This window comes from Pseudomonas sp. 18.1.10 (assembly GCF_024655625.1).
GTDB lineage: Bacteria > Pseudomonadota > Gammaproteobacteria > Pseudomonadales > Pseudomonadaceae > Aquipseudomonas.
This window is the reverse complement of the sequence record NZ_JANLGL010000417.1, coordinates 1-2295: the sequence shown is the minus strand read 5'-3', so window position 1 is coordinate 2295 and position 2295 is coordinate 1. Positions and strand designations below refer to the sequence as shown.

General features: G+C 61.1%; 3 protein-coding genes. 1 reads left to right on the top strand and 2 read right to left on the bottom strand.

Annotation, left to right across the window (positions count from 1 at the left end; all coding sequences use genetic code 11):
• Positions 1-75: 75 nt before the first annotated feature.
• Together cysQ and nudE are read right to left on the bottom strand one after the other, a co-directional pair.
• Entirely contained in the window at positions 76-912 is an 837-nt protein-coding gene (gene cysQ / locus NUV89_RS29295; RefSeq protein ID WP_257784059.1) for a 3'(2'),5'-bisphosphate nucleotidase CysQ, read from the bottom strand.
• Positions 909-1475, bottom strand: a complete 567-nt coding sequence (nudE, locus tag NUV89_RS29290) for an ADP compounds hydrolase NudE (protein WP_124526194.1) — start codon at positions 1473-1475, stop codon at positions 909-911. The genes cysQ and nudE overlap by 4 nt, the downstream gene beginning before the upstream one ends.
• A gap of 87 nt (positions 1476-1562) precedes the next feature.
• Here nudE and yrfG point away from each other — a divergent pair, with 87 nt between their 5' ends.
• Positions 1563-2225, top strand: a complete 663-nt coding sequence (gene yrfG / locus NUV89_RS29285; RefSeq protein WP_257784058.1) for a GMP/IMP nucleotidase — start codon at positions 1563-1565, stop codon at positions 2223-2225.
• Positions 2226-2295: the final 70 nt, after the last annotated feature.

Genomic DNA, 2295 nt, shown 5'->3' with positions numbered 1-2295 from the left:
TCAGTCACCGGATATTTAGCTGACACTCCGCATTCGCGAGCAAGCCCGCTCCCACATTTTTGATCTGCTGTGGTTTTAAGATCGGGCCAGGATCAGCAAGCGCTCGCGCCATGCCGCCTTGGCCGGCAACGCCAAAAAGAACGGATTCAACAACGATGCCCGCGCCGGATAACTGAACGGCACACCGCTCAACTCCAGCACTTCGCCGCCCGCCCCTTCCAGCACACCCTGGGCCGCTGCAGTGTCCCACTGCGACGTCGGCGCCAGGCGCGGATAGCAATCAGCACTGCCCTCCGCCAACAGGCAGAACTTCAACGAACTGCCGATATTCGCCAGTTTCAGCTCGCCCAAGCCTTCGCTCAAACCCGCCAGCAAACGCTCCTGCTCCGGGCTGCTGTGGCGGCGGCTGGCAACCACGGTAAACGCTTCACCCGCCGCCGGGGCCGTGCGCACCTGGATCTGTTTGGGTGCTTCGTTAACATCCGAACGCCACGCCCCCAGGCCCGCACCGCCGAAATAACAGCGCCCGCTGGTGGGCATCGACACCACGCCAAACACCACACGGCCCTGCTCGATCAAGGCGATATTGACGGTGAATTCTTCGCTGCCGGCGATAAATTCCTTGGTGCCATCCAGCGGATCAACCAGCCACCAGCGCTGCCAACCGGCGCGGATGCTCTGGTCGATATCGGCATCTTCTTCGGACAGCACCGGGATGCTCGGGTCCAGCGCGATCAGGCCGGCGAGGATCAGATGGTGCGCCGCCAGGTCGGCCGCCGTCACCGGCGAGTCATCGGCCTTGGCCGTCACGGCCACATCGGCACGCCAGTACGGCAGGATCACTTCGCCCGCTTGACGCGCCAACTCGATCACCGGGGCGATAAACGGGTGGCCCAAAAACAATTCGCTCATGCGTCAAACGCTCCACGCTGGGTCAGCAGGTCTCGTACCAGATACAACGCGGCGAGGGCGCGGCCCTCGCTGAATTGCTCGTTTTGCGCCAGCTGCGACAGCTCGCGCAGGTTGACCTTGTCCACACGCATCGGCTCAGGCTCATCGCCTTCCAGGCGTTCTTCGTAGAGATCGGTGGCCAGCACCACCTGGATTTTCTGGCTCATGTACCCCGGCGACAGCGACAGCTCGGTAATCAGCTCCAGCTGACGTGCGCCGTAGCCCGCTTCTTCCTTGAGCTCACGCTCGGCCGCTGCCAACACGTCTTCGCCGGGTTCGATCAGGCCCTTGGGCAGGGACAGTTCATATTCATCTGTGCCGCCGCAGTACTCTTCCACCAGCACCGCATGCTCGTCATCGAGCATCGCCACGATCATTACTGCGCCGTAGCCGGCACCGCGGCCCACCAGGCGTTCGTAGGTCCGTTCAACGCCATTGGAGAAGCGCAATTGCACGGCCTCCACGCGGAACAAACGGCTACTGGCGACTATTTCGCGGGCGAGGACGGTGGGTTTCTGGCGCATAAGCGGCTCCTTGGCGTGATCGGGTTACTATACCGTGGCTTTTCCGATTGTTTGTGTCGGATATTTCTACTTACATGAGACCGCCCCATGCCCTCTTTGCCCTGGCACGCCATCGACACCGTCCTGCTGGACATGGACGGCACCTTGCTTGACCTGCATTACGACAACCATTTCTGGATGGAACACCTGCCGCAACGCTACGCCGAGCTGCACGGGGTGAGCCGGGCCATGGCCGAGATGGAATTGCAGCCGCTGTTCGAGCGTAACGCCGGACAATTGCAATGGTATTGCCTGGATTTCTGGAGCGCCGAACTGAAGCTCCCGGTGCGCGAACTCAAGCTGGAAACCGCGCACCTCATCGCCCTGCGCCCGGATGCCGATACCTTCCTGGCGGCGATCAAACAGGCGGGCAAGCGCGTCATCATGATCACCAACGCGCATCGCGACTCGCTGTCATTGAAGTTGGAACGCATTGAACTGGCGCCCTACTTCGAGCGGTTGATAAGCTCCCACGACTACGGTTTCGCCAAGGAAAACCCGCAATTCTGGGACGCGCTGCAAGCCGATATCGGCTTCGACCCGGCGCGCAGCCTGTTTATCGACGACACCTTGCCGATCTTGCGCAGTGCGCGGGCTTTTGGGGTGGGGCATTTGTTGGCGGTCAAAGAGCCGGATAGTAAAAAAGGTGCTAAAGACACAGGGGAATTCGAGGCCGTCGACAACTACCGCGATCTCGTTGCCGGACTCTAAACCCAATGTGGGAGCGGGCTTGCCCGCGAAAGCGGTGTATCAGAAACACATTCAGTGACTGACACTCCGC